Annotated in this window: 28 protein-coding genes, 1 tRNA gene and 1 pseudogene; 18 read left to right on the plus strand and 12 right to left on the minus strand. The window is 66.2% G+C overall.

Annotated features, from left to right (window positions below):
• Positions 1-209 precede the first annotated feature (209 nt).
• Positions 210-283: transfer RNA gene (locus tag ACFWPX_RS13755), tRNA-Ile, on the plus strand.
• A 476-nt stretch (positions 284-759) separates the two neighbouring features.
• On the opposite strand, the gene ACFWPX_RS13760 is transcribed toward ACFWPX_RS13755, so the two are convergent.
• Complete coding sequence (locus tag ACFWPX_RS13760; RefSeq protein WP_378927688.1) at positions 760-1,551, minus strand: thioesterase family protein; 792 nt, start codon at positions 1,549-1,551, stop codon at positions 760-762.
• Between the two features lie 184 nt (positions 1,552-1,735).
• Here ACFWPX_RS13760 and ACFWPX_RS13765 point away from each other — a divergent pair, with 184 nt between their 5' ends.
• Positions 1,736-2,377 (plus strand): TetR/AcrR family transcriptional regulator, encoded by a 642-nt coding sequence (locus ACFWPX_RS13765; RefSeq protein WP_378927689.1) that lies wholly within the window; start codon positions 1,736-1,738, stop codon positions 2,375-2,377.
• A gap of 270 nt (positions 2,378-2,647) precedes the next feature.
• On the opposite strand, the gene ACFWPX_RS13770 is transcribed toward ACFWPX_RS13765, so the two are convergent.
• Positions 2,648-4,174, minus strand: a complete 1,527-nt coding sequence (locus ACFWPX_RS13770) for a flavin-containing monooxygenase (RefSeq protein ID WP_378927690.1) — start codon at positions 4,172-4,174, stop codon at positions 2,648-2,650.
• A 99-nt stretch (positions 4,175-4,273) separates the two neighbouring features.
• Positions 4,274-4,900: a TetR/AcrR family transcriptional regulator gene (locus ACFWPX_RS13775; protein WP_378927691.1), complete on the minus strand. Its 627-nt coding sequence runs from the start codon at positions 4,898-4,900 to the stop codon at positions 4,274-4,276.
• A 162-nt stretch (positions 4,901-5,062) separates the two neighbouring features.
• Between ACFWPX_RS13775 and ACFWPX_RS13780 the strand changes: the two genes are divergently transcribed.
• The 5 genes and pseudogenes from ACFWPX_RS13780 to ACFWPX_RS13800 all read left to right on the plus strand — a co-directional run.
• The gene (locus ACFWPX_RS13780; protein WP_378927692.1) at positions 5,063-6,055 is read left to right on the plus strand and encodes an alpha/beta hydrolase; all 993 of its coding nucleotides are present in this window, start codon (positions 5,063-5,065) and stop codon (positions 6,053-6,055) included.
• A gap of 30 nt (positions 6,056-6,085) precedes the next feature.
• Complete coding sequence (locus ACFWPX_RS13785) at positions 6,086-6,745, plus strand: hypothetical protein (RefSeq protein ID WP_378927693.1); 660 nt, start codon at positions 6,086-6,088, stop codon at positions 6,743-6,745.
• A complete protein-coding gene (locus tag ACFWPX_RS13790; RefSeq protein ID WP_378927694.1) occupies positions 6,742-7,548 on the plus strand; it encodes an SDR family NAD(P)-dependent oxidoreductase in 807 nt (268 codons plus the stop codon). The genes ACFWPX_RS13785 and ACFWPX_RS13790 overlap by 4 nt, the downstream gene beginning before the upstream one ends.
• A 72-nt stretch (positions 7,549-7,620) precedes the next feature.
• The gene (locus tag ACFWPX_RS13795) at positions 7,621-8,466 is read left to right on the plus strand and encodes an SDR family NAD(P)-dependent oxidoreductase (protein ID WP_378927695.1); all 846 of its coding nucleotides are present in this window, start codon (positions 7,621-7,623) and stop codon (positions 8,464-8,466) included.
• A gap of 173 nt (positions 8,467-8,639) precedes the next feature.
• A pseudogene (locus tag ACFWPX_RS13800) lies at positions 8,640-9,266 on the plus strand (oxidoreductase); the annotation flags it as partial.
• Positions 9,267-9,321: 55 nt separating this feature from the next.
• Here ACFWPX_RS13800 and ACFWPX_RS13805 read toward each other — a convergent pair.
• On the minus strand, positions 9,322-9,894 hold the full coding sequence (locus ACFWPX_RS13805) for a TetR/AcrR family transcriptional regulator (protein ID WP_378927696.1): 573 nt from the start codon (positions 9,892-9,894) through the stop codon (positions 9,322-9,324).
• Between the two features lie 126 nt (positions 9,895-10,020).
• On the opposite strand from ACFWPX_RS13805, the gene ACFWPX_RS13810 reads away from it, so the two are divergent.
• The gene (locus ACFWPX_RS13810) at positions 10,021-11,040 is read left to right on the plus strand and encodes an aldo/keto reductase (RefSeq protein WP_378927697.1); all 1,020 of its coding nucleotides are present in this window, start codon (positions 10,021-10,023) and stop codon (positions 11,038-11,040) included.
• A 50-nt stretch (positions 11,041-11,090) separates the two neighbouring features.
• Here the strand turns inward: ACFWPX_RS13810 and ACFWPX_RS13815 are convergent, their stop codons facing one another.
• From ACFWPX_RS13815 to ACFWPX_RS13825, 3 genes are read right to left on the minus strand one after another with little or no spacing between them, the layout of a single operon-like run.
• Complete coding sequence (locus tag ACFWPX_RS13815) at positions 11,091-11,858, minus strand: ATP-grasp domain-containing protein (protein ID WP_378927698.1); 768 nt, start codon at positions 11,856-11,858, stop codon at positions 11,091-11,093.
• Between the two features lie 33 nt (positions 11,859-11,891).
• Positions 11,892-12,359, minus strand: a complete 468-nt coding sequence (locus ACFWPX_RS13820) for an NUDIX hydrolase (protein ID WP_378927699.1) — start codon at positions 12,357-12,359, stop codon at positions 11,892-11,894.
• A 3-nt stretch (positions 12,360-12,362) separates the two neighbouring features.
• On the minus strand, positions 12,363-13,106 hold the full coding sequence (locus ACFWPX_RS13825; RefSeq protein ID WP_378927700.1) for a DUF5919 domain-containing protein: 744 nt from the start codon (positions 13,104-13,106) through the stop codon (positions 12,363-12,365).
• 255 nt (positions 13,107-13,361) lie between these two features.
• On the opposite strand from ACFWPX_RS13825, the gene ACFWPX_RS13830 reads away from it, so the two are divergent.
• Positions 13,362-13,550, plus strand: a complete 189-nt coding sequence (locus ACFWPX_RS13830; RefSeq protein WP_378927701.1) for a hypothetical protein — start codon at positions 13,362-13,364, stop codon at positions 13,548-13,550.
• A 126-nt stretch (positions 13,551-13,676) separates the two neighbouring features.
• On the opposite strand, the gene ACFWPX_RS13835 is transcribed toward ACFWPX_RS13830, so the two are convergent.
• Together ACFWPX_RS13835 and ACFWPX_RS13840 are read right to left on the minus strand one after the other, a co-directional pair.
• Positions 13,677-14,153, minus strand: coding sequence for a nitroreductase/quinone reductase family protein (locus ACFWPX_RS13835; protein ID WP_378927702.1), 477 nt, complete (start codon positions 14,151-14,153; stop codon positions 13,677-13,679).
• 110 nt (positions 14,154-14,263) lie between these two features.
• Positions 14,264-14,629 carry a hypothetical protein gene (locus ACFWPX_RS13840; protein WP_378927703.1) on the minus strand — a complete coding sequence of 122 codons (366 nt, stop codon included), beginning with the start codon at positions 14,627-14,629 and terminating at the stop codon, positions 14,264-14,266.
• On the opposite strand from ACFWPX_RS13840, the gene ACFWPX_RS13845 reads away from it, so the two are divergent.
• From ACFWPX_RS13845 to ACFWPX_RS13870, 6 genes are all read left to right on the plus strand, one after another.
• The gene (locus tag ACFWPX_RS13845; RefSeq protein ID WP_378927704.1) at positions 14,610-14,969 is read left to right on the plus strand and encodes a hypothetical protein; all 360 of its coding nucleotides are present in this window, start codon (positions 14,610-14,612) and stop codon (positions 14,967-14,969) included. The genes ACFWPX_RS13840 and ACFWPX_RS13845 overlap by 20 nt on opposite strands.
• Positions 14,970-15,060: 91 nt before the next feature.
• Entirely contained in the window at positions 15,061-15,987 is a 927-nt protein-coding gene (locus ACFWPX_RS13850; protein ID WP_378927705.1) for an ABC transporter ATP-binding protein, read from the plus strand.
• Positions 15,984-16,796, plus strand: coding sequence for an ABC transporter permease (locus ACFWPX_RS13855; RefSeq protein ID WP_378927706.1), 813 nt, complete (start codon positions 15,984-15,986; stop codon positions 16,794-16,796). The genes ACFWPX_RS13850 and ACFWPX_RS13855 overlap by 4 nt, the downstream gene beginning before the upstream one ends.
• Entirely contained in the window at positions 16,736-17,935 is a 1,200-nt protein-coding gene (locus ACFWPX_RS13860) for a sensor histidine kinase (RefSeq protein WP_378927707.1), read from the plus strand. Before ACFWPX_RS13855 ends, ACFWPX_RS13860 begins: the two co-directional genes overlap by 61 nt.
• On the plus strand, positions 17,932-18,552 hold the full coding sequence (locus ACFWPX_RS13865) for a response regulator (protein WP_378927708.1): 621 nt from the start codon (positions 17,932-17,934) through the stop codon (positions 18,550-18,552). Before ACFWPX_RS13860 ends, ACFWPX_RS13865 begins: the two co-directional genes overlap by 4 nt.
• A gap of 52 nt (positions 18,553-18,604) precedes the next feature.
• A complete protein-coding gene (locus tag ACFWPX_RS13870) occupies positions 18,605-19,837 on the plus strand; it encodes a VWA domain-containing protein (protein WP_378927822.1) in 1,233 nt (410 codons plus the stop codon).
• On the opposite strand, the gene ACFWPX_RS13875 is transcribed toward ACFWPX_RS13870, so the two are convergent.
• Entirely contained in the window at positions 19,830-20,201 is a 372-nt protein-coding gene (locus tag ACFWPX_RS13875; protein ID WP_378927709.1) for a MerR family transcriptional regulator, read from the minus strand. The two genes, ACFWPX_RS13870 and ACFWPX_RS13875, sit on opposite strands and share 8 nt — an antisense overlap.
• Before the next feature lie 66 nt (positions 20,202-20,267).
• Here ACFWPX_RS13875 and ACFWPX_RS13880 point away from each other — a divergent pair, with 66 nt between their 5' ends.
• Together ACFWPX_RS13880 and ACFWPX_RS13885 are read left to right on the plus strand one after the other, a co-directional pair.
• Positions 20,268-21,374, plus strand: a complete 1,107-nt coding sequence (locus tag ACFWPX_RS13880; RefSeq protein ID WP_378927710.1) for an alkene reductase — start codon at positions 20,268-20,270, stop codon at positions 21,372-21,374.
• A 98-nt stretch (positions 21,375-21,472) separates the two neighbouring features.
• A complete protein-coding gene (locus ACFWPX_RS13885; protein WP_378927711.1) occupies positions 21,473-21,961 on the plus strand; it encodes an FBP domain-containing protein in 489 nt (162 codons plus the stop codon).
• A 165-nt stretch (positions 21,962-22,126) separates the two neighbouring features.
• Here the strand turns inward: ACFWPX_RS13885 and ACFWPX_RS13890 are convergent, their stop codons facing one another.
• Positions 22,127-22,399 carry a hypothetical protein gene (locus ACFWPX_RS13890; protein WP_101469239.1) on the minus strand — a complete coding sequence of 91 codons (273 nt, stop codon included), beginning with the start codon at positions 22,397-22,399 and terminating at the stop codon, positions 22,127-22,129.
• 201 nt (positions 22,400-22,600) lie between these two features.
• Here ACFWPX_RS13890 and ACFWPX_RS13895 point away from each other — a divergent pair, with 201 nt between their 5' ends.
• Positions 22,601-22,891, plus strand: a complete 291-nt coding sequence (locus tag ACFWPX_RS13895; RefSeq protein ID WP_378921229.1) for a hypothetical protein — start codon at positions 22,601-22,603, stop codon at positions 22,889-22,891.
• On the opposite strand, the gene ACFWPX_RS13900 is transcribed toward ACFWPX_RS13895, so the two are convergent.
• The gene (locus ACFWPX_RS13900; RefSeq protein WP_378927712.1) at positions 22,888-24,702 is read right to left on the minus strand and encodes a TerD family protein; all 1,815 of its coding nucleotides are present in this window, start codon (positions 24,700-24,702) and stop codon (positions 22,888-22,890) included. The genes ACFWPX_RS13895 and ACFWPX_RS13900 overlap by 4 nt on opposite strands.
• Between the last annotated feature and the right edge of the window lie 133 nt (positions 24,703-24,835).

Raw genomic sequence — 24,835 nt, forward strand, 5'->3', positions numbered from 1 at the left:
CCCAACACCCCACCCCGGCCCCCCCCCCCCCGGCCCCTCGAACTCCTCCCACCCCCCCCCCCACACCGCACCCCGCCCCCCCCCCCCCCGTTCCTGTACCCGGCCACCCCACGTCACCCCAGTCGACGCGACACGACCACCGCGCCAAGTGGTCAACCCCGCACTCGGCCGGGTACCATGCGACTCGCCCGCGGAGACCCCCGCGGCGAGGGGCGGTAGCTCAGTCGGTTAGAGCCGCGGACTCATAATCCGCTGGTCGTGGGTTCGAGCCCCACCCGCCCCACTTACCCCCTCTGAACTGCCGTTTGTCTGTATTTGCCGGGCGTGGTTCAACAGCTTTTCGGTGTAGGTGGACAGTCGGTCGGCGGCCTCGGGGGCGAAGGGTTCGCCGTGGATATCTACCGGGTTGTCCTGCATGAACGCGGTCAGTGGGGCGGTTGTCGAGGTGGTGGAGAATTCGGTGTAGGGCTGCTGCGACGGGCTGGCCTTGTTCTCGCATGCGGGCGACCAATGCCGCACTGGCGGCGTCGTATTCACCCGTGAAGGCGGTTGATGTCAGGCCCGGGTGCAGGACGAATGTATCGAATTCTGCTGTCGGGGTAGTTTCGGGTGAAAGCGACTGGCCGTAGGTCGCTCAGTTTGCCGCACTGGCCCATGACCTCGTCGCGATCGTAGGAATCTTCGAATTGCAGGTCGTTCCACCGGATTCGGGACAGGTCACCGCCGGGGCCGGACAGATCGAGGTCGCTGGCGGTGCGGTTATTGCTGTGGGCGAACGGTCAGTATTTGCTGGGCTACTCCCACCGGGCCATGGGTGTCGTGCAGGACGGTGCTGGTCAATCCTTGCCCCGCCTGGCCGAACGTCACGGTGGTATCGAGGCCGGTCCAGGTGCCTTCGGGTTGCCGGTAGAGGTGGATGGTCAGGTCCAGGTTGGGGAACATCCACTTGGTGGGTTCCTGCCGGACCGCGATCCCGTTCGCGGTATCGACCAGCGCGATGAACGTCGCCAGCGGATCGGCCGATTCCGCGGCGACCAAGTCCACCGATGAGTGGACCCACGCAGTGGTCCGTCCGGGTTGGGGCACGCCGACGGGGCGGGTATCCACCGAGGCGATGTACCCGCCGGGCCATATCGAGGTCAGGGGCCATGACGCCAACGACTCGGGTGCCGGGAGTCGGTCGGGCTCCCCGCCCGCGACACTGTCGCTGTCCTGGCTGCTCAGCATCCAGGCACGCGCGGAGACGACGTCGCGACCGGCGATGGCAACTGTCGCCTCGACCAGTTCGATGGTGCGCCCGGGGCGGATCGTGCGGACAGTGATCTCGAATTCGTCGAACGCGATTCGGCCCAGGATGTCGAAGCTGATACGGCTCATCACCAGCGGGGGACGTTGTTCGTGTGTTCGCGTGCGCTGGATCTCGTGGACGATCAGGCCGCCGAGAGGGCTGAAGTGCTGCTCGGCGGTGTCCCAGGCGCCGCCGGCGTGAACTGTCGGCACGAAGCGGTGGGCGCCGACTCGCTGAAAGTAGGCGGACGCGGGAACAGTCATATCCTTCACGTTTCCCAACCTATCGGTCGAGTTTTGATCGATCAAGTCGAATTGTCGTCCAAACGGTTGGTGGAAGGCGAGCTCGTCCGTGGTCGAGAGCTGCAGCGGGTCGACCAATCGACCTCTCGGTCTATCTGCGCGAAACGCGGTAGGCCCTTCGACGTCACCTCGATAGGATCGGGTGATGACTTCGAGCACGGACGAGAGCGTCGCGCCTGCCGGGCGCGCGGAGCGGCGGCGCGATCGACGCAAAGCGGAGATGATCGTCGCCGCGTTGCAGATCCTGTCCGGCGTCGGTTACCAGGGGATGCGGTTCGAGGACGTCGCCGAGCGCTCCGATATCGCGAAAGCCACTCTCTACCACTATTTTCCGAGCAAAGACGCGCTGGTCTCCGCCGCATTGGAGAAACTGACCGCCGACGTGCTCACGCACCTGAGCGAGGCCCTCGACACTGCCTCGGCACTGTCCGCGACCGAGCAGCTACGCGCGCTCATCGCCGAGCAGTTGCGTGTCCTGACAGTGCTGTATCCCGAAGTGGGCAAGCTGTTCTCGTTCCCCGCGCCGTGGCCCGAGCAGCACAGCGAATCCATCAAGACCATGCGTCGCCGCCACGATCGGATCTTCCGGGAGGTCATCGACGGCGGCATCGCGTCGGGCGAGTTCGACTGCCCGGATCCGTCGGTCGCGCTGCACTGCCTACACGGCATCTTGAACCACGCCTCGATCTGGCTACGCCCAGACGCCGACCCCGAAGGTCGAACCCGCGACGCCGTCGTCGAGGAGTCACTGCGGCTGTTCACTCGGCCCCAGACAATCGCGACCTGACCAGTCGACCACGAAGCGGCCACCGTCCGGAGCGCTGGTCTCCAACGCGTCTCCTTCGCGCTCAGCCCCGCCATGAGTAGGGCTCGGGTGGATCAGATGGTGTGAGTGTCGTGGTTTTCGCGGTTGGCGAGCACCTCGGTCATGTGCGTCTGGGCGCTCGATCGCGGTGGTGAGCCATTCGTCGGCGTCGTGGGCTCGATTTGGACGCGCCTCGTCGGAGCCGAAAGATGCTGGAACCATAGGTTGAGGCAACGTCTCAGTGTCACCTCTTCACGCGTAGTTGTAGTCCTCGAGTGGGAAGGTGCGGCTGGTCCACCACGCTTGCAGGCCGGTGGTGGGGCGCAGTGAGCTGAAGTCGCCGTGGTGGTCGAAGTAGTAGCTGTTGGCCGAGTCGCAGTTGCTCACCGCGAGTAGGGAGTTCTGTGCGCGGTTGCGGACGAAGCTCAGGAAGCGGGCGTTGGCTTCGGCGCGTACCGCGACGCGGTCGGCACCGCGCCGTTCTGCTTCGGTGAGGACTCGGACGATGTGGTTGGCCTGGTTCTCCACCATCAGGTGATAGGAGCTGCCCGACCAGGAGTAGGGGCCGAACAGGGTGAAGGCATTGGGCAGTTGGGGCAGGCTGACCCCTTCGTAGGATTGCAGCGGTTCGTGCTCGTAGAAATCCGCGAGATCGAAGCCATCGCTGGTAGAGATCGGTGCGAGCCGGTAGTTGATCGGCTCGTGCGCGAAGTGAAATCCGGTGGCCAGCACCAGGACATCGATGTCGTGTTCGGTGCCGTCGGTGGTGCGGATCCCGGTGGGGGTGATCCGTTCGATGGGTTCGGTGACGAGGCTGACGTTGTCCCGGGCGAAGGTGCGATACCAGGCGTTGGAGACGCTGGGCCGTTTGCAGCCGAAATCATAATCAGGAGTGAGCTTTTCGCGCAGCTCCGGATCTCGCACCTGGGCGAAGAGCAGGGCTTGGCTGGCCGCGGCGAGCCCGCGCGCCAGCGGTGTCACCGACTTGCCGTACGCGGCCACGGCTACCAGGAGCACTTCGACCTGTGCGGTGAAGGCGAGCCGTAGCGCGCTCTGAGCCCCGGGCAGGGCCTCGATGGCGCGCTGCATCGGCTCGGGGATGGGAACGTCGAGTTTGGGCAGCACGTGGATCGGGCGGCGCTGGAACACGGTCAGGTGCTTGGCCTGTTCGGCGACCATCGGGACCAGCTGCACGGCGCTGGCTCCGGTGCCGATGACCGCGACCCGGCGGCCGTCCAGGTCGCAGTCGTTATCCCAGTGTTGGGATTGCATGATGGTGCCGGTGAATTCGTCGAGCCCGGCGATGGCGGGAGTTTTGGCGTTGACGAACGGGCCCAGCGCGCCGATGACGAAACGGGCGGTGATCTCCCCGTGATTGGTGCGCAGGTGCCAGAGCCGATCGTCTTCGGACCAGCGGCGTTCGAGGACTTCGGTGTCGAGTTCGAGGTGGGGTGTGATGTCGTATTTCTCGACGCAGTGGTCGATGTACTGCTTGATTTCCCAGCCCTTGGGGAACAGCCGCGACCATCGGGGGTTCTTCTCGAAGGAGAACTGATAGCTGAACGAGGGCACATCGGCGCCGACGCCAGGGTAGACGTTGTCGCGCCATACCCCGCCGACGTCGTTACCGCGTTCGAGTACGACGAAGTCGGTGAAGCCGTTGCGGCGCAGCGTGATTGCCATGCCGACGCCGGAGAGTCCGGCTCCGATGACAACGATGTGCCGGTCCGGGCGGGCCGTGCCGGTGTGTTCGGTGATGGGGGCGGTGTCGGCGCTCATCTGTGGACGTCCTTTTGATCGACGGCGAAGAGGTATCACCCGCTTCAAGTTGAAACGGATGATTCAACTTCTAGCCGTCGGTGTCAAGGCCCGAAACGGTCACTGCCGCTGTTGCGAGGCTCCTAGCAGCGCGAAGACCACCTCGACGGCATTGTCGGCGAGGCGGTCGCGGCCCACGAGCAGGCGTCCGTCGATCCACTCGAGGTAGAGCGAGATCAGCGCGCCGCTCAGGGCCGTGGCCGCGAGCGCGAGATCCTCATCGCTGGCGGGAATGACCGCATCGGCCTCGGCCCCCAGTAGTGGAATGAGCATGCGCAGGAAGGCGGGGGCCCGGTCCGAACCGTGGCGGCGCAGTGTCTCGTCCGCGAGCGGCTCGCGCAGCAGGATCCGCGCTCGGCGCGGATCCTCCTCGAAGTACTCGGCGCAGATCTCGAAGATCGACCGGATCGCTGCGCGCAGACCGGCGTCGATGCGCACCGGACGCATGCGCTCGAAGAGCGCGAGCTCGACCCTGTCGTAGACCGCGACCACGAGATCCTCACGCGAGTCGAAGGTTTCGTAGAAATAGCGCGGGCTCAGATTGACCTGCCGGATCACCGCGCGCATGGTCACCGCCGCCGCACCGCCGGTGCCCAGGAGTTCCTCGCCGGCATCGAGCATCTGCTCGCGCCGATCCAGCGAACGGTCCGCGAGCGTCTGACCGCGCCACATCTTCGGGGAGTCCATGGGCAGATCCTCTCATTACGGTCACGGGTTCGGCGCTTCCCGGCCTTCTATTGACATCATGTGATTCAACATGAATCATACGATTCATCATCGAGTCGGTGTCGAACCGTGGCGAACACCCCCGCACCCGGCCCACTCGGAACAGCCAGAAAGGCGATTCGGATGAGCACCATCCACCTGCCGTATCACCACACCGGTACCGGTGCGCGGCGGCAACCCAGCCCGCGATCCCGCCTGGCCACCCACCTGGTCAGGGAAGTGGTTCGCCCGGTGCTACGGCGAATTCCGCTCAGCTCCGCGGTGTTTCGAGCCGCCGGTCTGGTCGACCTCGGTGCCCGGCTGCTGCCCGTGCGCGACGCGGTCCGCGTCGAGACCGCTTCGGCCGGGAACGTTCGCTGCGAGATCGTCCGAGCTACCGGGGTCGCACCTGGTTACCAGCGTGGCGCGATGCTCTACTTCCACGGCGGCGGATTCGTCGCCGGAGGGTTCCACACCCATCGCCGACTCGCCGCGATGCTGTCCCAGCAGACCGGGCTGCCCGTGGTCCAGGTCCGCTACCGATACCTGCCCACCGCCACAGTGCCCGAATCGGTGAACGACTGCCTCACCGTCTACCGGTGGCTGCTCGAGCGCGGGGTCGCACCCGAATCGGTGGTGTTCGCCGGAGACTCCGCAGGCGGGCTGCTGGTGCTGAACACCGCGTTGAGCGCCTCGGCCGCAGGGTTGCCCGCACCGGCCGCGGTGATCGCGATCAGTCCCTGGCTCGATCTGGATCTGACCACCAAACTCGCACACCGCAACGCCGCCACCGAGGCGTACCTGCCCACGGCCGCCTTCACCCGCATCGCCGAGCTCGGCTGCACCCGCGACGGCCGCGTCGATCCCGCACTGTCCCCGGTCAACGGGAACCTCGCGACCCTGCCGCCGACATTGCTGCTGTGCTGTGATGACGAATTCCTGCGCCTGGACTCCGAAGTCATGGCCGCACGGCTCAGGACCGCGAACATCCCGTGCGAACTGCACATCTGGCACGGCCAGATCCACGCGTTTCCCGTCATCTTCCCGTACCTGCCCGAAAGCGCAGAAGCGGTCGCGGTGATCACCCGGTTCGTGCGCACACACGCACAGCCGCTCTCACTCACCGCTGCCGCCTGAACCATCCGCCCTCCCCTGAAAGGAATACCCGTGCCCACCACGGCTCCACCACCGGCGACCACCGCCATCTCACTGCTCACCGAGCTCCGCGAACTTGCCGATACGGCCCCCGCCCGCGCGGCTCTGACGTGCTGGAACTACCTGTGCGCGGCCTCCGATGACGACGACCGCGACCTGCTCACGGCACTGTTCTCGCACGGGACGGCACCCCAATTGGACGGCGACTACGACGGCATCGTCGCCGGCAAGCTGTTCGGACTGTCGATCGCGGCACTGGCCAACCCGATCATCGCCCTGGAACCGGGCTGGGTCGGCAAGAGCTTCAACGCCGACACCGGCATCGGTCACAACCGGATGAACCGCAACGCCTACCTCGCCCTTCGTGCCCTACTACCCCGATACCGAGGCTGGCAGCAATCAGGCAAGGTGTTCAACGGAGTCCGCTTCGAGCACCGCGTCGAACGCGCCGCGCTCGCGCCGTTCAACCAGGTCGCCGCCGTCACCTACACCGCCCCCGAACTCGGCAACCCGATCGGGCCGCTGTTCCCGATGGATCGCGTCCGTGACGAAATCGTCGAACTCGTCCCCGGCGTCTACCTGGGGCGCGCGCTGCTGACCCTGCGTAGCGGTGAGTCCCGCGCCATCGGCTACTTCGCGATGCGCACACCCCGGCACGAGGTGCAGCTGTGATCCGCCTCGACGGCGCGGTCGCCTGCGTCACCGGCGGCGGACGCGGAATCGGGCGCGCGACCGCCGCGGCCCTGACCGCACGCGGTGCCCAGGTCTGGATCGGCGACATCGACCTCGCCGCCGCTCGAGCTGCCGCCGATGAAATCGGCTGCCACGCAGCGCTATTGGATGTCGCCGACCCGGACAGCTTCACCCAGTTCCTGGACCTCGCGGGCCAGAGCGGCCCGGTCGAGGTGCTGGTCAACAACGCGGGCATCATGCGCCTGAGCCCGTTCCTGGAACTCGACCTGGCCGGGCACCACCGTGAACTGGCCATCAATGTCGGCGGTGTGGTGAACGGAATGAGTTTGGCGCTGCCCGGCATGGTGAGCCGGGGGCGCGGGCACATCGTCAACGTCGCCTCGATGGCCGCGAAAGTCACCACCCCGGGCGTCGCGGTGTACTGCGCGTCCAAGTTCGCGGTCGCGGCACTGTCGCGGGCCGTGCGCGCCGAGCTCGCCGGAACCGGAGTCACCATCACCACGGTGATGCCCGCCGCGGTGCACACCGAACTCACCTCCGGGGTGAACCTGAACCTGCAACCCACCCTCGAACCCGATCAGGTCGGGCAAGCCATCGTCGACACGGTGCGCCACCGGCGCGCGGAAGTAACCCTGCCACGCTGGCTCGCACCTATGGGCGTGATCGAACAAGGCATCCCGGAATCCGCGCTCAACGCGATCAAAAGCCGATTCGTCGGCTCGGATCCCGGGCGCTTCGAGGCCGACTCACGCCGCGCGTATCTCGATCGCCTCAAACGCTGACCGGCGCGTCTCCCGCGCCCCGCGCGCGGCGCACATTTCGCACATTCTCGAATCCGATTGCGAGGCAATACCATGTCCGATCCCTATCGCGGCCGAGTCGCCGTGGTCACCGGCGCCGCATCCGGCATGGGGCGCAGCCTCGCGATCGAACTCGCCCGGCGCGGGGCGCGAGTAGCCCTGTGCGATGTCGACGCCGCAGGCCTGGCCGAAACAGCCGCGCGCTGCCGCGTCCTGGGCGCACAGGTCGAGGCTGAGGTGGTCGATGTGGTCGATTACGAGCAGATGTGCGCCTTCGCCGCGACGGTGATCGCTCGTTTCGGCGTCGTGCACGACCTGTTCAACAACGCCGGTATCGGCTTCGTCGGCACCATCGAGAACAGTGACATCAAGGACATCGCCCGTGTCGTGGATATCGACTTCTGGGGAGTCGTGCACGGCACCAAGGCATTTCTCCCACACCTCATCGCTTCGGGGCAAGGCCGCATCGCCAATACCTCCAGCATCTTCGGCCTGTTCGCCGTACCCAGTCAAAGCGCCTACAACGCAGCCAAATTCGCTGTACGAGGGTTCACTGAATCGCTACGACAGGAGATGCTCGTCGCCGGGCATCGGGTCACCGTCAGTTCCGTGCATCCCGGTGGAGTCCGCACCGCCATCGCGACCAACGCCGCTGGCAGCGACGAGCATCAACTACACCGTCTCTCGGCATTGTTCGACAGGATCGCCCTTACTGGCCCCGACCAGGCCGCGCGGGTGATCCTCGACGGCACCGCCGCGGGTAAACCCAAGATCCTCGTCGGCCCCGACGCCCATGTCACGGACCTGCTCGTCCGTGTTCTCGGCTCGTCCTATCAACGCCCACTGGCATGGCTGATCGCCGGTGTACTCGACTCTGCCCTACCCACTCACATTGCGTAGGGACACCTGTAGATAGCCATCGCTGCGGCCTCGAATCGAGCTGGCCGCGTCGATCCCCGGATCTCTGCACAAAGACCGACTCTCACGTATGGAACTCGGCATCGAAAGACATTCTGCGCCTTAGCTGACCCTGCACGAAGCAGCGGCCGATTCGGTGGAGCTGCTTGCCAAGTGCAGAGAAGGTGGGCGCGAACCGTGAAGCACAGGGTGGCTGGCCGGTAGCCCGGCGGCCCGAAGACCTGCGCAAGCAAGTCCACGAGAACCTTCAGGGGCTCGGCGTCGAGGTGCTCGACCTGGTCAACATGCGGATGGGCGACGCCGAAGGGCCGCAGCCGGGTTCGCTCGCCGAGGCGTTCGAGACTCTCGTCGAGCTCCAGCAGGACGGTCTGATCCGCCACCTCGGGGTCAGCAACGTCACCACCGAGCAGGTCGCCGAAGCGCAGGGCATCGCCCCGATCGTGTGTGTGCAGAACATGTACAACCTCGCCCACCGCCACGACGATGAGCTCATCGACCGGCTCGCAACCGAGGGCATCGCGTATGTGCCGTTCTTCCCGCTCGGCGGGTTCAGTCCGCTGCAGTCCTCGGCGCTCTCGGCAGTCGCCCGCCGCCTGGGGGCGACGTCGATGTCGGTCGCGCTTGCCTGGCTGCTGCAGCGTTCACCGAACATTCTGCTCATCCCCGGCACGTCGAAGGTGCCGCACCTGCGTGCGAACGTCGCAGGCGCCGGCCTCTCTCTCGCAAATGAGGACTTGGCAGAGCTGGACGACGTCACCCGCCCGGCCGACCCCCAGCTGTGACAGTGGACCGCAAGTCGCGAAGATCGCGGACGGTCCAGGGCTCGTTTCGTTGCGCCTACTTCGCGCTCAGCCCCGCGATGAGCAGGGAGACCATGCGGCGCGGGTTGTAGCGGGAAGTGTTGCCGCCGATGCAGAGGTTGCCGACGGCGCGGAGGAGTTCGTAGGGGTCGGTGCCGGGGTGGATTTCGCCCGCGGTGGTGGCGGCGGTGAGCAGGGTGGCGCAGGTGGGGACCAGGCGGTCGAGGAAGTAGGTGTGCAGGGTTTCGAAGGTGGTGGCGTCGGACTGAAGTGCTTCTGCCAGGCCGTGTTTGGTGGTGAGGAAGTCGGTGAAGAGGGTTATCCATTCGCCGAGTGCGGCGTGGGGGGAGCTGTGGGTGGACAGGAGGGTAGGGCCCGCTTCGGCGCACGCTTCGACCTGGTGGCGGTAGACGGCGACGATGAGGTCGGCTCGGGTGGGGAAGTGGCGGTAGATCGTGCCGACGCCGACGCCGGCCTGGGCGGCGATCTCGCGGACGGGGACATCGACACCCGCGGCGATGAAGGCGGCCGCGGCCGCGTCGAGTAGCGCTTGCTGATTGCGCCGGGCGTCGGCGCGTTTGCGCGGTGCCTCGGCCGTGTTGTCGACCACGGTCGCGAAACCTCCCTCTTGGCAAACGGAACAGTGTTCCGTATGTTGATTAGCGGAACATCGTTCCGCTTGGTTGAGGATGCCAGAATCGGCGAGCCGAACCAAGCTCATCTGGGAGGAACCGCCATGCAGTACCGCACCCTGGGTCGTACCGGCGTTCAGGTCAGCACACTCGTGCTCGGCGCGATGAACTTCGGCAAGCTGGGAAAGTCCACGCAGGACGAGGTCACCGCCATGATCGACGTCGCCATCGACGGCGGCATCAACCTCATCGATACCGCCGACATGTACGGCCAGGGCGAATCCGAGGAACTGGTCGGTAAGGCCATCGCGGGCCGCCGCGACGACATCGTGCTGGCCACGAAGGCGAGCATGCCGATGGGCGAGGAGCGCAACCATCGCGGCGGTTCGCGCCGCTGGCTGACCACCGCGCTCGACAACAGCCTGCGCCGACTCGGCGTCGACCACGTCGACCTCTACCAGATCCACCGCTGGGACCCCGAAACCAGCGACGAGGAAACCCTCTCGGCGCTGACCGATCTGCAGCGCGCAGGCAAGATCGGCTACTTCGGATCCTCGACGTTCCCCGCCTACCGCATCGTGCAGGCGCAGTGGGCCGCCAAAGACCACCACCTGAGCCGCTACGTCGCCGAACAGCCCAACTACTCGATCCTGCAGCGCGGCATCGAAACCCACGTACTCCCGGTCACCGAGGAATACGGCCTCGGCGTACTCGCATGGAGCCCCCTCGCCTCGGGCTGGCTCTCGGGTGCGATCCGCGCCGACCGCGAAATAACCACCAGCCGTTCAACATTCATGCCCGACCGCTACGACACCACCATCCCGGCCAACCACGCCAAGATGACCGCCGTCGAACAACTCGCCAAGGTGGCCGACCAGGCAGGCCTGACCCTGATCCAACTAGCCCTGGGTTTCGTCACCGCCCACCCCGCCGTCACCAGTGCCATCATCGGCCCCCGCACCATGAACCACCTGCATTCCCAACTCGCCGCCGCCGACACCGTCCTGCCACCCGACGTCCTCGACGCCATCGATACGATCGTCGCCCCCGGCACCGACCTCGCCCCCCACGAAAAGCACGACACCCCACCATCTCTGCTCAACGCATCCCTGCGCCGTCGTTGAGCAGACGGCAGAAGCTCGCGGGTCTTCTCGGCTGGGTGATTCGCTCTACCTCAGTCCGTCGGCCGCGCCGCGGACATGAGTAGATCGCTCCATCGGTTCATCAGCAGTTCGGTGTACTGGTCCGCGGCGATGTCGTAGGCGCCGAGGGCGTAGCCGTCGTTGGCCTCGACGAGTGCTGTTTCGCCGTTGGCCAGTACGCCGAAATCGATGCCGTAGGCGGTGGGCGCTGTGCCGGAACGGTAGTAGGTGGTGACCGCTGACTCGACTGTTTCCATGTTCAGCGGCACGGAGTTGTCACCGTTGTAGTTGTCGATTGCGACGATCCGCTGGTCGATGACGTAGACGCGGTATTCGGAAATCCAGGTGACGACCTCCGAGCACCAGACGCGCTGGCGTCGATTGGCATTTCCCCAAGCGGCGAAATCGCGTTCCGAGTAGCAGACGGCTCCGGTGAAGCTCTTTCGCCGGTCTGCGGGCTTGACGAAAACTGTTGTGGCGGACCCACTATCCATCGCACACTCGATCTCGCCCAGTGTCGAGGCCCAAACCTTCCGTCCGAGGAAGCCGCGAAGCGCTTCGGGATAGTCGTCGGGTTGCGGGATCGGAATACGTAATTGGCGCATCGCGCCGTGCATCGCATCCATGTCCCCGGCGATGAAAACGTCTGGTCCCAGAGCCAACTGCCTGCGTTGAATACGTTTCAGGCTGTAGTGACGGACGGAGATACCGAGTCTTCTGAAGCCCTCGGTGAGTAGCTTCTCTTCGTACCGCATCGGGCCTGATCCGGCGTACTGTAGGTAGGCCACGACGTAACTCATGCCTTGATCATGCGCGTCGGCATCGTTACGGCCTCATCGAACGGCAGGGAAGCGGCCAGTACGCCAATCGGAGAGCCGAAGGCGGATCGCGTTGATCATCGGAAGGTCGTCGGTTTCTTCCGGCGTGAACCATTCGACCTCGTGTGACTCGTCCGATGATCGAAGGTCGCCGCCGGTCGGTTTGCCCAGTAGGCAGATCGAAAACTCCTGCCGTACTTCGCCATCGTCGTAGGCAAATACATGGCCCGGGTTGGTGTACGTGCCGACGATGCCGGTGATTTCGATGTCTATCCCGGTCTCTTCGAAGGTCTCGCGCACACCGCACTCAGCGAGCGATTCGCCGAGTTCCATCTTTCCGCCGGGCAAGGCCCACATGCCGTTGTCGACGCGGCGTTGCAGTAGGACTCGGCCACGATCATCTACGACCACCACTGATGCAGCCGGCACCAGCGAGTTCGGCGTGGGTGCGTTGGGGTCGTTCTGGTAGTCGATTCTGCCCATGAATCAACCCTCCCAGATGTTCCGGCCGCGGGACCACAGTTCTTCGACGTGCTCGGTGAACCGATCGAACATGCCGTCCGGCTGTTCGCGTCGTAGGTGCAGCATCGGGGAATCGTGTCCGACACGACGCGCGAGGATGGGGGTTACCAGCATGTCGTTGTCGAACCTGAACACCGAGATGCTCACGTGTCCGGTCTCGAAACGCGCTTCCATGTTGTCGGTTCCGCGGATTCGCTCCAGCTCACCCACTGTCACGGCGATCCGCGACGACAGGGTGAGTGGCACCGACTCTTCTACTTCCCGGTCACGGGTTACGCGATGTTCCGGGTCGCCGATCAGGAAGCGGACGCGGCAGCCTGCAGAAGCCTTGCGCTGCAACAATCGGCCGAAGTTGGCGTGTTCGAGCCAGAGGAAGTAGTTCGTGTACCCGGCGAATGTGAGCTCGGTCCGTGCATTGCCTATGAGCGAGCGCCAGAGTGACGCGGGCGCCGCGGACCGATACGGATACACCTGAACGATCTCTCGATCCGACCCGGATTTGACCTGCAATCGGACCGACGAAGGCCACAGGTCGCTCTCGCTGGACCCGAGCAGTTCGCACACGCGCCAACGATGCTTGGCATGGGGAACGCGCGCCTCGTTCGCCACCCACCGGGCAACCGTCTTCGCATCGACATCGCACGCATCGGCCAACTGTTGCTCGGTAAGCTTCGCCGCCGTCATTGCTTGGCGCAGCCCATGGTTCATGCTCTCCACCTCGCGTGTGGGACGAATGGATGGATACAGCCTAATCGTCCCAAACGTCCCGACGATGCGGTGTGAACGGCCCTACCGGTGATCGATCCTTAGTTCGGAGCGGGGGAGCGCCTTCGCACCGCATACGGGCCGCCCGGTCGGCAAGTCGATTGGGTGGAGCCCGTCCATACGTCGGGAGGGAATCGTGTCGAACCCCAGCAGTGGATGGGTCTGCGAGGTGCAGATGGTGGCATTGGGGCATGGAGCGTGAGCAAGGCGGTACGTAAACAGCTCGAGGCATTGAACGAACGGGCCGCGAAGTGGTCCATGGGAATCCGTCGATCGGACGAGCCGCCCTATGGCTGGCAGCTCGCGAATCCGTTCCGGGTGGTCTGCATCGGGTCGCTCGACAACATCGCGGACTGGCTCACGGCGGCGGAGGGAACCGATCGGTGATGCTCGTCGGTTGGCTCTTGGCTTTCGCGGTGCCGCTCTCGGTTTTGGTAGCTGCGATTGTCTGGCCTGGCGACTAGGTGAACCGATCTACCCCTGGTCGGCGTCCACGGGAATGCTGCGGTGCGATCACCTGCGTGGCGTGAGGATCACGATCGGGATTCTGCGGGTGCCTGCGTTGCGTTGGTAGAAGTCGTAGCTCGGGAAGAACTCGATGAATCTCGGCCACAGTAGATTTCGTTCCGCATCGGTTGCTACGCGGGCTCGGACGGGGTGTGGCTGGGCGCCGATTCGGATTGTGGTGTCCGGGTTGGCTTTCAGGTTGTGGAACCAGGCTGGGTGGGTCGGCTGGCCGGCTTTGGATGCGGCTATGGCGATGACATCGCCGTCGGCGTGGTACATCAAGGGTGATGTTCGGTGGGTGCCGGTCTTGGCGCCGACGTGGTCGAGGAGCAGGATTCGGGCATCGGGCCAGCCGGGCATGCGCCCACCCAGTCGGCCGCCGGTCCGGCGGTACAGGGCTACATGAAGTTTCGTCGATCGGCGGCCAAGGTAGATCCCGCGCTTGTTCACGAATTGGGAGCCCGATTCAACCAGTCGTGCCACCAACGACCTCTTGGTGTTATGTCCCTCGTTCGGATCACTCACTGCCCCTCCAGTGTTCAGTCTACTACGACCGATAGTAGACAACTTCCCGGTCGGCGGAGGGTGAATCGTCAAGCGAGTAACTCGCGGGCAAGGGTTGTGGTCCACCAGGATTCGACTCGGTCGGGGGACCAGCCTCGTTCGATGGTGAGGGTGGTGTAGACGTCGATGGTGCAGAGGGCGGCGTGGATGTCGACCGAGGTGGGGAGGTCTTCGCGGAGGGTGCCGGGGGGCCAGGAGGTGAAGACCTCGATGCGGGTTCGGTCGGCTCGGTGGCGGGCGTCGGTGTAGGTGGTGGCCAGGGCGGGTTCGGTGCGGCCTGCTTCGCGGATCAGGGCGATCACGTCGGCATCGCGCCCGGGCGAATGGGCGGCGCCGGGCACCGGGTGGTCGCTGGTCGGCTTCGCCGGATTGCTGTTGCAGAACGCGACGTTCACCGTGATCGTCGGAATCCGTTATGCCCTCGGCACTTCGAGTGGGAAAGGGGCGGCACTGTGGGCCCTGCAAGATGCCCTGCTCGCGCTGAACGGCACGTTTCTCGCGACGGCGCTGGTCGGCTTGACCATCGCGGGCAGGCTCACGGGACTGGTGAAGCCGTGGCACGCCACTATCGGATACCTAGCTGCCGCACTGCAATTCACCGCCGCGACCATCACGCCCCTGATCATCGACCACGACGGTCCACTCGGTCTCATCGGCTTGTCGGGCTGGCTGCTGTGGGCGGGCTGGCTCGTCGCCTACGGCATCGCGCTCCTGCGCACATCCCAGGACCGATGACTTATGTCATGTGCGACCCATGCGAATCCCATCGGGGATCGGTGACTGCGCTTACTACTGGTGACGCCGGAAGTCGACCACGGTAGAAGGCATGAGAAACACAGACGTCATCACCGCACGCGGGCTGCGCCGAACGTACGGCCGCGGCGACGACGCATTCGAAGCCGTCAAAGGCGTCGACCTCGAGGTGCGCGAGGGGGAGGTGTTCGCGCTGCTCGGGACGAACGGCGCGGGCAAGACTTCGACGCTCGACATGCTGGAAGGGCTCATCGCCCCCTCGGCGGGCGAGGTCGAGGTCTTCGGACTCGACCCGCTCCGGCACCGCGACCAGGTCCGCCCGAGGGTCGGCATCATGTTGCAGTCCGGTGGGCTGCCCGCCGAGCTGACCGTCGCCGAGACGCTGGAGATGTGGCGCGGGACGTGCACCGATCCGACCACCGCCGACGCAGTGCTGGCACAGGTCGGCCTCACCGATCGCGCGGGCGTGCGGGTCGGCGCGCTGTCGGGTGGTGAGCAGCGCCGCGTCGATCTGGCGTGCGCCCTGCTCGGACAACCGCGCTTGCTGTTCCTGGACGAACCGACCACCGGCCTCGACCCGGAAAGCCGGCGTGGGACCTGGCAATTGCTCGCCGACCTCAAGGCATCGGGGGTCACGATGGTTCTCACCACGCATTATCTGGACGAGGCCGAAGCACTCGCCGATCAGATCGCGATCATGCACAAGGGCGCGATCGCCCGCAGGGGCACGCTGCGCGACATCGTCGAGGACCACCCGGCGCGCATCGCCTTCGACCACCCCGGCCTGCCGGTGCCGCAGTTCCGCGGCGCCCGCGTCGATGCGCAAGCGCGAGTCACCATCAGCACCAGCGATTTACAGGGCCACTTGTTCGAGCTGCTCGGCTGGGCACGCGAAGCGGGCGTGCGGTTGACCGGGCTCGAGGCGCGTGCCGCGTCGCTGGAATCGGTCTTTCTCGATATCGCCGAGGCAACCACTCCCACCTTGATCGGAGCACGATGACTACCACCCTGCCCGCCAATGGATTTCGCCGTCGACCACTCACCGCGCTCGCCAGGGCCGAGTGGCTGCAGTTCCGGCGCAACAAGACTCTCGTCTACATGGCCACGGTCTTCCCGATCGGAATCCCGCTGGTCACCTTCCTCATTGCCCGCAAGGACGCCGAGCCGACAACGGCGATGGCGGCGGTGGCCTTCGAATTGCTCGCGCTGATGGCCCTGCTGTTCGTCCAGTACTACTCGGTGCTCTCGATGGTGACCACGCGCCGCAGCGAAGGTGTGCTGAAACGGCTGCGCACAGGCGAGGCCGCCGACTGGCAGATCCAGCTCGCCCCTGCCATACCCGGCGCCATCATGACGTTCGCGTGCACCGCTGTCGTCACTGCGGTGGTCTACGGCACCGGCACACCCGCCCCCGTCAACCCCTTAGCGATCGCCGTAGCCCTGGTCGGCGGGACGGTGCTGTTCTCGCTGCTCGCCCTGGCGACCAGCGCGTACACCAAGAACGCCGAGGCCGCGCAGATCACCTCGCTGCCGGTGATGATCATCGCGATGCTGGGCATGGCCTCCATCCGTAATGTGCTGCCCGACCGGCTGGCGCAGGTGGCCGACTGGACTCCGTTCGCCGCCGTCTCCGATCTCATCTCACTCGGCACAGCGGGCAAGCTGTCGGCGGCCGCCGAATCCGACGCCGCGCTCAGCTTCGCGGACACCGTCATCGAATCCGGCCGTCCGTTTGCGACACTGGCGCTATGGACCGTTCTCGCGCTCGTGCTGACCCGCAAGAGCTTCCGCTGGGACGACCGCGGGTGATGCGCGCGACCGCCTGGTGGCATGAGCTGTCGGGGTCGGCCAAGTACCGGCTCTACTCGCGGCTCACGTTCCAGGCGGCCGTCGCCGGTCTGGCCGTCGCGTTGGCGATCTCCGCGGGCTCGGTCGTGGCGGTGCTCATGATCGCCGTGGGCGGCATCGCGGCGATGGCCGCCGTGGAGGCGCAACCCGCTTTCGCGACCGTCCCCGGTGTGGTGGCACGACCGCGAATGCTGCCCCTGGCCACCGCGGTCCTGGCCGCGCTCTGGGCGGTCAGCGGAATCGTTGCCCACCTCGCCACCGACGAGTCGACTGTTGTCGGGGCACGCGTTGTCGGTGTGTCCGCGGCCTTGCTGACGATCTTCTCCGTCGTCGCGTTCGCCCGGCACAGGTGGTGGATTCTGATCGGCCTCAGCGTGATCACCCCGCCGGTCCTGGGAGCGCCGCTGGTGGCCGGACTGGAGGGGACCGCGTCGCTGCTGCTCGCGGGGGCATTCGCGATCGTGTTGACGCTGCTCACCGTGTGGGCGCTGGGAATCATCGACGAGTTGGAGCGGACCAAAGGGGTCGAGGCTCAGCTGCAGGTCGCCGAGGAACGGCTACGTTTCTCTCGGGACCTGCACGATGTCGTCGGCCGCGGGTTCTCCGCCATCGCTGTGAAAAGCGAACTGGCGGTCGCACTCTCACGAGCGGGCGATGTCGACCGGGCGACCGCGGAGATGGAAGAGATCAGAACGCTGGCGGTCGAATCGATGGGACAGATGCGCACGCTGGTGCGTGGCTACCGCAATATCGACCTGCGCGGGGAGGTGGCCGGGGCGCGGTCACTGCTGTCGGCGGCGGGATGCGAACTCGTCATCGAGGGCGACGCGGCCAAGGTGCCCACGGCATTCCACGAAGTCGCGGCCTGGGTGGTCCGTGAAGGCACCACCAATATCGTCGAACACTCGGCAGCGACGACCGCGACTCTCACACTCGGCGGGTCGGGTATGTCGCTGCGCAACGATCGTCCGCAGGGCTCGATCGGTGAACGATCCGGGCTGCGTGGGCTCGGCGAACGCCTCGCCGCGGTCGGCGCGACCCTCGACATCGCCACCTCCGGCGACGAGTTCATCCTCGAAATCCATTGGGAGAATCAGTGATTCCCGTACTCCTCGCCGACGACGAGACCCTCATCCGCGCCGCCATGGCGACGATGCTCGGCCTGGAGCCCGATCTCGAGGTCGTCGCCCACGTCGGCTCCGGTGCCGAGCTGCTCGCCGCGTGGCGGCGCAGGGCCGAGGAGGGTGAGCCTGTCGCGGTCGCCGTCATCGATCTGCAGATGCCGGGTATCGACGGCATCGATACGGCGGTCGAGCTGCTCCGAATCACGCCTGGCGCAGGCACTTTGATCGTCACCAGCCACGGCAGGCCCGGCTATCTCAAGCGCGCTCTTGCGGCCGGCGTGCGGGGGTTCTTGCCCAAGACGACCTCGGCGGCGACGCTGGCCGAAGTGATCCGGTCGGTGCACAACGGTGGTCGATACGTGGATCCCGAACTCGCGGCCGAAGCCATCAGCGCGGGGGACACCGTCCTCACCGCCCGCGAGGCCGACGTGCTCGAATTCGCCGCCGACGGTGCCTCCGTGGAGGACATCGCCAAACGCGCACACCTTTCACCGGGCACCACCCGCAACTACCTGTCCTCGGCGATGACCAAGCTCGGCGTGTCCAATCGCTACGAAGCCGCACTCAAAGCGCGAGAGAAGGGCTGGATCTAGCCCCGTATTCGCCTAGGGTGTGGGGCATTACGGTGTGATGAGAGGGATGGCGATGGCTGCTGCGCTGGTCAAAGGGCAGAACGCGAGCTTGGATTCGGCGGAGGTGGTGCTGTCGGTCCGGGGCGGGGTCGCGGCCGACCTCTCGGCACTGCTGGTGACCGAGGCGGGCAAAGTTCGCTCGGACGCGGACTTCGTCTTCTTCAATCAGCCACAGGCGCCGGGTGTCCGGTTGAACGGTGGGACGCTGGAGGTCTCGCCGGGCTCGGTGCCTGCGGAGATCGCGCAGATTCGCGCGGTGATCACCGTTGCCGCAGAGGGAGATACGTTCGGGAGCGCCGCGTCTCCGGTCGCGGCGGTAGCTGATCGTGCGGGGACTGTGTTGCACGAGTATGTGATCGACGGGCTCGGTCGTGAGTCGGTGGTGATCGCGCTCGAGCTGTATCGCCGGGGCGAACAGTGGAAGGTCCGGGCTGTCGGGCAGGGATACGCGGGCGGGTTCGCCGACCTGGTCACCGATCACGGGGTGAGCGTCGATCACGAGCCGGACGCTGTCGCGGTGCCCGAGGTTCGGAGCGTGCCGGGGGAGGCGGCGCTGTCTTTCGAGAAGCGGCAGAAGCTGGATATGCGCAAGCGTGAAGTCGCGAAGGTACTCATCGACAAGAGCGCCTTCGGCGTCAGGGCGCGGGTGGTGCTGGTAATCGACAAGACCGGCAGCATGCAGAAGATGTACAACGGCGGGACCGTGCATCGGGTCGTCGAGCGGATGATCCCGGTTGCGACCCAGCTCGATGACGACGGCACCCTGGAGGCCTACCTCTACGCGCTGACCTTCGCGAAACTGCCCGATATCACTGTGGCGGGCGGCGAGCAGTGGGCACGGGCCTACCTGCACCTCAAGGGCACCCACCAGGGCATCGACTACGACGGGATCGGCGGGCGCAATGACGAACTGCCCATCATGCGTGCGGTCATCGACACTCTCACCGCGGAACCGACGCTGGTGTTGTTCTTCACCGACGGCGGCTTTGCGAAGAAACGCGAGATCGCCGCCCTGATGCGCGAGGCCGCCCACCTGCCCGCCTTCTGGCAGTTCATCGGCCTCGGCAGAGCCAATTTCGGCGTGCTGCGCACCCTCGACGAACTCGACGGTCGCGTCGTCGACAACGCGGGTTTCTTCGCTGTCGAGGATATCGACCAGATCGACGACGCCCAGCTCTACCGCCTGCTGCTCAGCGAATTCCCGGACTGGCTGCGCGCCGCCCGCACCGCGGGAATCGTCAGCTGACTCCCAGTCCGTCGGCCGCCCGGTCGATCACCTCGTCGAGGACACCACGCGATCGCAGCAGGTCGGCGATCGTGCGGTCGATCCGGGCGCGTTCGGTGCGCAGCTCGTCGACCAGTTCCGGGGTGGCGCGCTCGTTCGCCCGGCCGTCAGCATCCCGCATGCACGGCAGAATCAGCGCGATCTTCTTGCTCGACAGCCCGGCCGCGTACAGCTCCTGAATGTGGATGACGCGGTCGACGGCCAGATCGGGGTAGTCGCGGTGCCCGCCCGGCGTGCGACCGGACACCAGCAAGCCCTGCTCTTCGTAGTAGCGCAGCGACCGCTCGCTCACCCCGGTCCGCTTCGCCAGCTCTCCGATTCGCATGCGCCACCTGGCCTTTCCCGCTCCGACTTGAATCTCACATCGGTGTCAGGATTTACGGTACCTCCCATGACGAACACCGCAGCACAGCCCAGCATTTTCGACCCGGCCACCCTCGGCACCCTCGACCTGCCGAACCGTCTGGTGATGGCGCCGATGTCGCGCAACCGCGCCGACGCGGACGGCAGCCCGACCGAACTCATGGCCACCTACTACGCCCAGCGCGCCACCGCGGGGCTGATCATCGCCGAGGCCGCCAGCCCGAATCGCGTCGGCACGACCTTCGCGGGCATCCCCGGCATCTACACCGACGCGCAGATCGCCGGCTGGCGCGGTGTCGCCGACGCCGTGCATGCCGCGTCGGGCCGCACCTTCCTGCAACTGCAGCACGGCGGCCGGGTCGGTCATCCGGACAACGGTGGTGCGGTGCCGCTGGCTCCTTCGCCGGTCCGCCTGTCGAGCACGGTCCATACCGCCGCGGGCTCGCGGGACGCGGTCGTGCCACGTGAGATGACCGTCGAGGACATCGATTCCACCGTGGCCGACTTCGCGACCGCCGCCCGCAAGGCGATCGAGGCCGGATTCGACGGGGTCGAAGTGCACAGCGCCAATGGGATGCTGCTGCACCAGTTCCTCTCCGACAACACCAACCAGCGCACCGACGGCTACGGCGGATCGATCGCGCATCGCATCCGGTTCACCCTCGAAGTGGTCGACGCGGTTGTCGCCGAGGTCGGCGCGGAGCGGGTGGGTGTGCGTATCGCGCCCGGTATCGGCGCCAACGACATCGTCGAAAGCGACACGGCCGCACTGTATCCCGCGCTGGTGCGCGAGCTGAATGCCCGCGGCCTCGCCTACCTGCATGTCGTGTTCGCCGATCCGCGGTCGCAGGTCTTCCAGCGCATCCGTGGAGACTGGGCCGGTCAACTGATCGCCAACCCCGTGCTCGGCTGGGGTGACCCGCTGCCCGCCGACGGTGGCAAGGCGGCGGCCGACGCGCTCCTGGCAGCCGGCGCCGACCTGATCTCACTGGGCCGACCGTTCCTGGCCAATCCGGATCTGGTGGCCCGGCTGCGTGACGACGCTCCGATCAACGCGTTCGATGACGCCCATTTCTACGGCGGCGACGCCACCGGCTACACCGACTATCCCGTACTCGAATCGGCAACGAGGTAGGCGCGGAGCCACCGGCGGCCGGAAATCGGGTTGTCACCGCAGGTAGGGGTCGTTAGCGTGTCTACCGTTTGCTGTTCGCAGACTGAAAGGATCAACACATGGAACCCATTACCGAACACGACATCAGGTCGTCGTTCGTCAACTGTTCGAAAGGTGACGCCAAGCGGTTGAATGTGCCACGTGACCTGGGCGAACGGCCCTGGGAGGATCTCGACTTCCTCGGCTGGACCGACCCCTCGTACGCGGGACGCTGCTATATCTCGGTGCCGCGCGAGGACGGGCTGGTCAGTGTCGCGTTGCGGCACGAGACCGGCGGGTCGGGCAAGACGCAGATGTGCACGATCTGTCTCACCACGCACTCGGGTGGTGGTGTTTCGCTGATGACCGCGAGCAAGACGGGCGAGTCGGGGCGCAAGGGCAACACCGTTGGCAGCTACATGTGCACCGATCTGGCCTGCTCGCTGTATGCGCGCAACAAGAAGCGGCCGTCGATGGGCAGCCGGTATCGCGAGGACCTGACGCCGGAGGAGAAGGCGCAGCGAGTGGTGGAAAACCTGAACGCCTTCGTGGACCGGCTCTACACCTAGCCGACCCGACGCGCTGAACGACAGGAGGTAGATGCTGTGCGCCGACACTCGACAACACTCATGCGGCCCGAGTTCTGTTGATCTCCACAGAACTCGGGCCGACTCGTTCCTGGCCGGTCGAGGTGGCCCGGGTTGATCCCGAGCCGTCCCGAGCGGAGCAGGAACCTAGAGCATCGCGTTCATGATGGTGCCCGCGCTGGTGGCGACGACGCCGCCGATCATCGCGCCCGCGACCATCTTCGGCGACTCCATAGAGCTACCGGTCCACTTCTCCCAGGCGAACTTTCCGCCCGCGACAGTGATGGCGATGATGCCGGACAACAAGATGAACCAAGTCAGGTACCTGACCAGCTGCATGATCTTGTCCGCCAGTGGCGGTGCTTCGGGGGTCGGATTGCCGATCTGCGCCAAGGTATCGGTGACGGCGGCCAGGAGCATGGGGTCTCACTCGGTATCTCGGAGGAACGACGATGAACTCTGCACTGATCGTATCCGGTCAGGTGCGAAGGTGTCGGCGCACATCCGGAGCGAACCGATCGGTTTTGTTGGTGTGCAGGGGGTTCGCGCCCGTATCCTGGACCACGATCGAATACGGCAGGGCTGGAACGCAGTTCGCGGCACGCGATAGGGGAGCAGGCTATGAGCATCATTCTGACGTCGATGGCCGACACCATCACCACGTACGCGCAGATCGGCAATCCGACGCCGGAAGCGCCTCCGCTGTCGGACAAGATCATGAAAATGGTTCAGTACTTGACCTGGTTCATGATCCTGTCGGGTGTGCTCGCCATCACCGTCGCCGGCGGAAAGTTCGCCTGGGAGAAGTGGAACGGCAGCGCGATGGAGTCGCCGAAGATGATCGCGGGCGCCATGATCGGCGGCGTCGTCGCCACCAGTGGCGGCACCATCATGAACGCGATCCTCGGCTAGATCCGCGCGCCCTTGGCGCGATTGCAGGCCCGGCACAGGATCTGCAGGTTCGTCGCGCTCGTCGCACCACCGCGGCTGAGCGGGATGATGTGGTCGAACTCCAGGTAGTGGCCGTCGCCGCATTCGACGCACGCGCCGCCGTCGCGCTGCCACACCTGGGCTTTCACATCCTGGGGGATGCTGCGGCTGTCGCGCTGTCCCGGTGTCAGGACCAGGCGTTTCGACACGCGCAGCGCACCTTCCAGTGCGGCCGCCACATAGTCGGGGTCGGTGACACCGAAGGTCGCGCCGCCGCGTGCCGAGGTTGCCGCGAGCACGACGGTGCCGTGCTCGGGATGCACCGACACCACCCGGTTCCACGGCAGTTCGATGCCGGTGCCGTCGCCGACGAACCGCAGCTTCTTGGAGCTGCCGATGAGCCTGCCCTCGGTGTTGCGTGGGCCGCGGGCGAGCATGCGGATGTGGACGGCGGGCAGGTCGAGGTGGACGCGCTCGTCGGGGTCCAGGTGCAGGCCGGGGGTGTTGACGGTGGGCAGTTCGCCGGCGCGCAAGCGGGAGAGGGTGCGGCCGCGATGCATTCGGCGGCGCAGATCGTCGACGATGGCGCCGGACAGTGCCAGTTCGCTCACGACATGTTCGAAGGCGTCCAGTTCGTCGGCGAACACCTCACCGTCGGCGAAGGCGAAGGCGACCATTCGCTCGACCTGGGTCAGGCCCGCCTCGCGCAGTACTGTTCGGCCGCGCTCCTCGTCGATGCGCTGGAAGCGCAGGGCGGCCCACACCTCGGTCCATTCCTCCGACATCGTGCCGGGGCCCGCCAGGACGCGCCTGGCTCGGTTGCGCCAGTGGGTGAGGAACTCCTCGATCTCGTCGGCACAGTTCTTGCACGGTCCGTGGCCGCCGAACAGCTTGCGCCGCAACGGATTGCCGCAGCGGATGCAGCGGGTTCGGTGATCGTGGATGTGAGGGTGGACGCTGGTGGTCCACTCGTCGCCGTCCCACCAGCGGAGTTGATCGGGCGACTCGGGATCGGGGTGCCAGTCGGCGATCTCCGGGTCGAGGGGCGGCGGGGGTGGTACGTCGATGACGCGGCGGGACAGGGCCGGCGGGCGTGTCGATATCGGCCCGGCGTGGGCCGGTGCGGTCGGGTCGGTGTCGGCCATAGACGTCGAGGCGTCGTGTCGAGGCGGCGCACTCGCGAATCGAGCATGCTCGGCGGGGCGTGCGATGTCGGCGGACGCGGCCCGGACCGGTTGCGCGGGCACCCTCGACCTGTCGGCGGGCGCGGTGGCGGGGGGTCCCGTGGCGGGTTCGTCCACCGTGACCCCGAATTCACCGGCCAGGCCGGCCAGCCCACCGGACCAGCCCTGGCCGATCGCACGGAACCGCCACTGGCCGTCGCGGCGGTAGAACTCGCCGAACATCATCGCCTGCACGTCTTCGATGCCGTCGATCGTGAACTGGGCGATCGGGCCGTCGGCGGCGTGCACGGTCAAGGTGAGGTCGGGGAGCTGGTCGAAGGTGGCGTCGTCGAGGGACGCGCTGACGACGATGCGTGCCACATCGGCTTCGGTGCGCGGCAGCGAAATGCTCAGTCGCGCGGTCCCGGGGGCGGGCTCCTGGTCAAGGGTCACCGCCTGGGAGGCGTGGCGGGGCGCGTTGAAGAAGACGAAATCCCGGTCACCGCGGACCAGGCCCGACTCGGTGACCAGCAGGGCGTGCGCGTCTACGGCATGCGCCGACCGCCATGAAACGACCACGGCGAGAAGCGATGTCGGGACCGGCGCGTGCGCACCCTTGCGTAGTTCCATGGTGCTCGCATGATGTCACGAGGGTCCGACAGAGTTATTGGCGCGCTGGCGCGCGCGTGTCCGCGGCCCCGAGGGGCCGGGGTGGGTGGGGCGAAGGGGGGTGGAGAGATGGGGGGCGGCAGAGACGAGAGAA

The organism is Nocardia sp. NPDC058518 (assembly GCF_042719655.1).
Lineage (GTDB): Bacteria > Actinomycetota > Actinomycetes > Mycobacteriales > Mycobacteriaceae > Nocardia.